Genomic DNA, 7,037 nt, shown 5'->3' with positions numbered 1-7,037 from the left:
CAGGCGGGCTTTATGCAGTGTTTCCTTTATTATATCGGTTTTTGTTGAGTTTGTCAAGGGCGATTTTTGAAAAGCTACGGAAATCCATTTTCATGACAGCCTCTCCGCCGCCGGCTTCACCGTTTCTCCGTTCCTTTCAGGGCGGCTCTGAAGAATGAAAATGGATTCATGCGGTGTTGTCCAAAATTCATAGTTGACAACTGCACGAAAATATACTATAATAATATAATGTCTAAGCTGGCAGGCAGTTGGTCTGCGGCAGAAAGAACATGGCGGCAGGCGGTCTGCACAGACACACTGTCCTGCCGCACGGAATCAAAGGAGCATGAGAATTATGGCAAAGAAGCAGATTTCAAAATCCGGTGCAGCCAAGCTGCGGGAAGAACTGGACTATCTGGTAACCGTCCGCCGTGCAGAAATGGCACAGAAGCTGAAAGAAGCACGTGCACAGGGCGACCTTTCCGAAAATGCGGAATATGACGAAGCGAAAAACGAACAGGCGATCATGGAAGCACAGATCATGGAGATCCAGTACACACTAGACAACTCTGAGATCGTAGACGACAACGCTTCTATCGATGAAGTCGGTCTGGGTTCTACCATTAAGATAAAGAACTTCCGCACCGGCAAGATCGAAACCCTCCAGATCGTCAGCAGCAACGAAGCCAACTTCAAGGAAGGCAAAATTTCTGACGAATCTCCTATCGGCAAGGGTGCAATGAAAAAGAAAGTCGGCGACAACTTCCTCATCGAAGCACCGGCAGGCGAACTGAAGTTCGAGATTCTGGAAATCAGCAAGTAATAGATATAGGAGTGAATCCCATGGCAAATCAGAACACACCGTCCGTTCCGGAACAGGAACAGGACAGCAACACCCTGCGGCAGATCCGTCTGGAAAAGCTGCGGCAGCGGCAGGCAGACGGCAACGACCCGTTTACCATTACCAAGTATGATGTCACCGCAAAGGCAGCATCTGTCAAGGCAGACTATGAAGTCACCGAGGCAAAGTTCAAGGAAGAAGCCGGCGATGACGAAGAAGCTTTACAGGCAAAGCTGGACACCCTGAAAGAACAGCCGATCTCCATTGCCGGACGTATTATGAGCTGGCGGGATATGGGACGTGCAAACTTCATTGACGTGCGGGATTCTACTGACCGCATTCAGGTATACGTCCGCATGAACGACATCGGCAAGGAAAATTTCAAGGAATTCAAGAAGTGGGACATCGGCGATATTGTCGGCGTGAAGGGCTTCGTATTCCGCACCCGCAAGGGCGAAATTTCCATTCACGCAACAGAGATCACCATGCTTTCCAAGTCCCTGCTGCCCCTGCCGGAAAAGTGGCACGGTCTGAAGGATCAGGACACCCGTTATCGTCAGCGGTATCTGGATCTGATCGTAAACCCGAATGTCAAGCAGACTTTTGTCACCAGAAGCCAGATCCTGCGGGAGATTCGTGCTTATCTGGACGGCATCGGCTATCTGGAAGTGGAAACACCGGTGTTGCTGCCTTTGCAGATCGCTGCTGCGGCAAAGCCGTTTGTGACACATCACAACACGCTGGACATGGACATGTTCCTGCGTATCGAAACCGAACTGAATCTGAAAAAGCTGATCGTCGGCGGTTTCGACCGTGTGTATGAAGTGGGACGCATCTTCCGGAACGAGGGCATGGATCCCTCACACAATCCGGAATTTACCTCTATCGAAATGTATCAGGCATACACCGATTATCACGGCATGATGGATCTGATCGAAGATATGTACCGCACACTGGCAAAGAAGATCTGCGGCAAGGACATCATTTCCTATCAGGGTACAGACATTCGTCTGGGCGAACCATGGGAACGTCTGACAATGGCAGAAGCTGTCAAGAAGTATGCCGGCGTGGACTACAACGACTGGGCAACGGATGCCGATGCAAGAGCGTGTGCCAAGGAAAAGGGCGTGGAAGTCGAAGAAGGCGAAAACGCTACCAAGGGACACGTGCTGATCGCGTTCTTTGACGCATTTGTGGAAGAACAGCTGATCCAGCCGACTATCATCTATGATTATCCGGTAGAAAACTCCCCGCTGGCAAAGCGGAAGCCGGAAAATCCGGCGTTCACAGAGCGTTTCGAGTACTTCATCTATGCCCGCGAAATGGGTAACGCGTTCTCCGAACTGAACGATCCGGTAGACCAGAAGGAACGTTTTGTCAAGCAGGTTGAGGCTCGCCGTGCACTGGGTGATATGACCGGCGAAGTAGACGAAGATTTCGTCACGGCTCTGGAATACGGCATGCCGCCGACAGGCGGTCTGGGACTGGGTCTGGACAGACTGGTCATGCTCCTGACTGACAGCCCGTCTATCCGTGATGTCCTGCTGTTCCCCACCATGCGGCCGCTGCCGAAGCTGGGACAGGAACAGGACGAAGCAGACGCTGGGGAAGAAGAACCCGAAGCATAATGATTTCATTTCTGACAGACAGATGCCTTTGGGCAATACCACACAAAGAGCGTCTGGCGACTTTGAAATGAAATTTCCGAACACATGAAACGATAAGGGGGAATTCGTACAGATCGAGGGTATCTGTGGGAGTTTCCCCCTTTTGATTTTCTCAAAAAGTGAGGTCACTTGATGCAGGAAGAAGAAAAACAAAACCATTCTGCCGGCACGCCGCCGGAACAGCCGAAAAAGCACAAAAAGGAAAAGGGCAAATCTCTCCTCGAAACCATGCGGGAAATCGATGCCAAAGAAGCCGAAAAAGAGGCGGAGGCGGAAGAACGCCGGCAGGCAATCCTCGCGGAACGGGAGAAAAAGGAAAAAGAGGAATACGCCAAGAAGATCCAGCAAGACCGCATTGAATTGATGCGGCTGAAACAGGGCATTATCACCGAGAGCGACACCATCTACGAGGAAAAAGAGGAAAAGCCCAAGATGTCCTTCTGGAAGAAACTCGGCAATTTCCTGTACCACAGCAAGTGGTGGCTGGGAATCACCGTGTTTATCGTAGGCGTTTTCGTGTTCCTGATTGTGGACTATGTGACGAAAGTCCGTCCGGATATGATCGTACTGCTGATTACCGACGACACGGAAATGCAGAACCACCGTCAGCAGCTGGAAGAATATCTGGAGCAATTCACCGACGATGAAAACGGGGACGGCAAGGTGCATGTGGACATATACCCCATTCCCGTCAGCGACAACATTGACGACATGGACTATTTCACCGGCAATTCCACCAAGCTTTCCGCGGAATTCCAGATGGGCGAAGCGGTCATGGTGATTACTGATGCCAAGGCAAACGAATACATCATGGCAGACGAAACCCTGACAGACCTTAGCGAAAAATACACTGGTCACGAAAATATCCGCGGCAACGGCTATTACCTGCGGCACACGAATTTCGCCACGAAGATCGACTATCCGGGAAATGTAGACCGCGACCTTTCCATTGGTCTGCGTGCACCGGTAAAAACTTCGGACAGCAAGGAAAAGATGCAGAAAACCTATAACGTGGCAGAAAAGGTACTTCTCCGCGTTATGGACGATCTGGACAACACCACGGAACCGGAGGACATTGTCACCACCGAACCTGCCGAAACGGCAGTTACTACCACCAAGGAGGACTGAATGATGCTGCGAATCGGAAACCACCTGCCCTCGTCCAAGGGCTATCTGGCAATGGGAAAACATGCCGTCAAACTGGGGGCAACCACGTTTGCCTTTTTCACCCGCAATCCCAGAGGCGGCACGGCAAAGCCCATTGCGGAAAGCGATGTACAGGCGTTTCTCGCCTTCGCTGCGGAACACGACATCGACCATTTGGTAGCACATGCTCCCTATACCATGAACCTCTGTTCCGCCAAGCCGGACATTCGGCAGTTCGGGCTGAACATGCTGCAGGACGACATGAAACGCATGGAGTATACGCCGCACCAGTACTACAACTTCCACCCTGGCAGCCACACCGGACAGGGTGCAGAAGTCGGCATTGAACAGATCGCCGATGCCCTGAACCAGACGCTGACACCGGAGCAGACCACCACTGTCCTGCTGGAAACCATGGCGGGAAAGGGCAGCGAAGTGGGGCGTTCCTTTGAGGAGTTGCGTGCCATTCTCGACCGCGTTCAGCTGACCGAAAAAATGGGCGTTTGTCTGGACACCTGCCACATCTGGGACGCAGGCTATAATATTGCAGAAGATCTGGACGGCGTGTTGACCCAGTTTGACAAAGTCATTGGGCTGGACAAGCTGTACGCTGTGCACCTGAACGACAGCATGAATCCCTGCGGTGCCCACAAAGACCGGCACCAGAAGCTGGGGCAGGGCTATATTGGACTGGAAGCACTGGTGCGGGTGATCAACCACCCTGCCCTGAAACATCTGCCTTTCATTCTGGAAACGCCTAACGAGGACGACGGCTATGCCGCAGAGATTGCTCTGATGCGGGAGCGTGCGGAATGAGTGCGGAAAGCAAGGGGAAATGGGGTGCACTGGCGGCGGCTTTGGTATTACTGCTGGGCGGTGGCACAGGCGGATTCTTTCTGGGAAAAGCCCAGACTCTGAAACAACAGCAGCAAGTCATTGACGTGCAGGACTGTACCACCATTTATGCAACAATTTCCCAGATCAGCGGCGGAAAGGTTCGTGCCGACGGACTGGAAGTCAACGACATCAACGGACGGGGCAGCTTTTCGTTTACCCTGTCCGAGGATACGCCGATCACATGGCACCACACCAAGATCGCCCTCTCTGCCCTGCAAAAAGGGTACAACATTGCGATTACCTACACCGGCGGCACAAAGGAAACCTATCCGGTGCAGCTGGAACAGGTAGTCAAGGTGGAAGTGCTGAACGATACCATATAGACAGACTGGCTGGACGTTCCGCATAGATACCGCATGAAATCCTGTTGATTTCTGTACAACACCGACAAATTGCGACGCGTTTTTGTGGAAATATTTTCTCATTTTTTGCGAAATCTCTTGACGAATCGCAAAAAAAAGAGTATAATAAAAGTACAGGCGACACGGTACACCGATTGTGTGCAGGATACATTCTCAGATGTTGATGCATATGCTGAACAGTCTGCACACAGACTGTGGCACAAAGCCGGCAAACAGGCTTGTGCGGTGTTGCCTATGATACATGCGAAAGGAGTATGTGCCCTGTGGCACAGTAGATTGCAAGATGAAAAATATTTTATTTGCGGCTTCCGAATGCGTCCCCTTTATCAAAACCGGCGGGCTTGCCGATGTTGTAGGTGCACTGCCTAAAAGTCTGAATCACAACGAGTATGACGTTCGCGTTGTCATTCCCAACTACACCTGTATCCCGTGGGAATACCGCAGCCAGTTCCGCTATGTCAGCCATTTCTACATGGACTACGGCAGACATGTGGAAAATGTCCATGTCGGTATCATGGAATATGTCTATGAGGGCGTACACTTCTACTTCATCGACAACGAGTATTATTTCAAGTGTGACCGCCCCTACAGCGACTCCACCCAATGGGATATTGAACGCTTCATTTTCTTCTCCAAGGCGGTTCTGGCGGCAATGCCTGTCATCGGATTCCACCCCGACATCATTCACTGCCACGACTGGCAGACGGGTATGATTCCGGTATTCCTCAAGAGCACATTTGCCACCCACAGCTTCTACTGGGGCACCAAGAGCATCATGACCATTCACAACCTGAAATTTCAGGGCGTATGGGACATTCGTCACTTTGTCTACAACACCAACCTGCCGGATTACATGTTCACACCGGATAAGCTGGAGTTCAAGAGCGATGCCAACATGCTCAAGGGCGGTCTAGTCTACGCGGACTACATCACGACCGTCAGCGAAACCTATGCCGAAGAAATCAAGACCCCCTATTACGGCGAACAGCTGGACGGTCTGCTCTGTGCACGCTCCCGTTCGCTCCGCGGTATCCTGAACGGCATTGACTACGAGGTCTACAATCCCCAGACCGACAAAAAGATCGATGTACACTATTCCGTCAAGGACGCTGTGGAAAAGAAAAAGCAGGCAAAGCTGGCTCTCCAGAAAGAACTGGGGCTGCCGGAGGACGAGAACAAGTTCATGATCGCGATCATTTCCCGTCTGACCGACCAGAAGGGTCTGGACCTGGTAGACTGGATCGCCGACCGCATTACCGACGAGTTCACCCAGTTTGTCATCATCGGCACCGGTGAAGCACGATATGAGAACATGTTCCGGTACTATCAGAACAAGTATCCGGATCGGGTTTCTGCAAACATTTTCTATTCCGATCCGCTGGCACACAAGCTGTATGCTGCGGCTGATGCGATGCTGGTTCCGTCACGGTTTGAGCCCTGCGGTCTGACCCAGTTGATCTCGCTCCGCTATGGTACTGTGCCCATTGTACGGGAAACCGGCGGACTGAAAGACACCGTCGTGCCCTATAACGAATACGAAAAGACCGGCACCGGTTTCACATTTGCCCATTACAATGCAGATGATCTGCTGTATACCATCAACTATGCGAAGAAAATCTACTTCGACCACCGCGAGGATTGGAACGACATTCTCTGCCGCGGCATGGAACAGGATTTCTCGTGGAGCAGTTCTGCATTGCAGTATCAGGGCATGTACGACTGGATCCTTCGGGGCATGCAGGATTAAAAGAATATCAAAGGCAATACCGCACAAAAAATCCCCTGACAGACAAGGGGCATGAAATATGTACTATATAAAAGAGAGGACAGACCGGTTGACGGTTGTCCTCTCTTTTGCGTTTGAAGTTTTGACTTGCCCGAAAATAGCAAGCGGCATTTGACATTAGGGAGTGAGTGGTATGGAATACGTAACTTGGTCAGATTTGATTCAGTACAGTATCCTGATCGTTGCTATTATAGCATTGATGCACGATATTTTCCATAACAACGACAATAAACGGAAATAACCGCCCTAAGCTGCTAACTTGGACGGTTATCTCTTGATAGCTTAACATGGGAGCAGACCGTCTACTGGTATGCCCTCTCTTTACTTTTATTATACGCCAGAATGCCGCATTTGTCAAG

Annotated in this window: 6 protein-coding genes; all 6 read left to right on the top strand. The window is 51.1% G+C overall.

Annotated elements, in window-relative coordinates:
• Window positions 1-334 precede the first annotated feature (334 nt).
• Window positions 335-802, top strand: coding sequence for a transcription elongation factor GreA (greA, locus tag RUMCAL_RS02875; RefSeq protein ID WP_040646712.1), 468 nt, complete (start codon window positions 335-337; stop codon window positions 800-802).
• A gap of 20 nt (window positions 803-822) precedes the next feature.
• Window positions 823-2,448 carry a lysine--tRNA ligase gene (gene lysS / locus RUMCAL_RS02870; protein WP_021680991.1) on the top strand — a complete coding sequence of 542 codons (1,626 nt, stop codon included), beginning with the start codon at window positions 823-825 and terminating at the stop codon, window positions 2,446-2,448.
• 171 nt (window positions 2,449-2,619) lie between these two features.
• Entirely contained in the window at window positions 2,620-3,615 is a 996-nt protein-coding gene (locus RUMCAL_RS02865; RefSeq protein ID WP_021680990.1) for a hypothetical protein, read from the top strand.
• Window positions 3,616-3,618: 3 nt separating this feature from the next.
• Entirely contained in the window at window positions 3,619-4,449 is an 831-nt protein-coding gene (locus tag RUMCAL_RS02860) for a deoxyribonuclease IV (RefSeq protein ID WP_040646717.1), read from the top strand.
• Entirely contained in the window at window positions 4,446-4,853 is a 408-nt protein-coding gene (locus RUMCAL_RS02855) for a hypothetical protein (protein ID WP_021680988.1), read from the top strand. Before RUMCAL_RS02860 ends, RUMCAL_RS02855 begins: the two co-directional genes overlap by 4 nt.
• Window positions 4,854-5,175: 322 nt before the next feature.
• Window positions 5,176-6,639 carry a glycogen synthase GlgA gene (gene glgA / locus RUMCAL_RS02850; RefSeq protein ID WP_040646708.1) on the top strand — a complete coding sequence of 488 codons (1,464 nt, stop codon included), beginning with the start codon at window positions 5,176-5,178 and terminating at the stop codon, window positions 6,637-6,639.
• The last annotated feature ends 398 nt before the right edge of the window (window positions 6,640-7,037 follow it).

The sequence above is a fragment of the Ruminococcus callidus ATCC 27760 genome (assembly GCF_000468015.1).
Classification (GTDB): domain Bacteria; phylum Bacillota; class Clostridia; order Oscillospirales; family Ruminococcaceae; genus Ruminococcus_C; species Ruminococcus_C callidus.
Note: the sequence above shows the minus strand (reverse complement) of the source record. Positions and strands in the feature narration are given on the sequence as shown.

Excerpts from the sequence above, each read along its gene's own strand:
- RUMCAL_RS02860 (WP_040646717.1), top strand. The coding sequence starts at position 3,619 with ATGCTGCGAATCGGAAACCACCTGCCCTCGTCCAAGGGCTATCTGGCA.
- lysS (WP_021680991.1), top strand. The coding sequence starts at position 823 with ATGGCAAATCAGAACACACCGTCCGTTCCGGAACAGGAACAGGACAGC.
- RUMCAL_RS02855 (WP_021680988.1), top strand. The coding sequence starts at position 4,446 with ATGAGTGCGGAAAGCAAGGGGAAATGGGGTGCACTGGCGGCGGCTTTG.
- RUMCAL_RS02865 (WP_021680990.1), top strand. The coding sequence starts at position 2,620 with ATGCAGGAAGAAGAAAAACAAAACCATTCTGCCGGCACGCCGCCGGAA.
- greA (WP_040646712.1), top strand. The coding sequence starts at position 335 with ATGGCAAAGAAGCAGATTTCAAAATCCGGTGCAGCCAAGCTGCGGGAA.
- glgA (WP_040646708.1), top strand. The coding sequence starts at position 5,176 with ATGAAAAATATTTTATTTGCGGCTTCCGAATGCGTCCCCTTTATCAAA.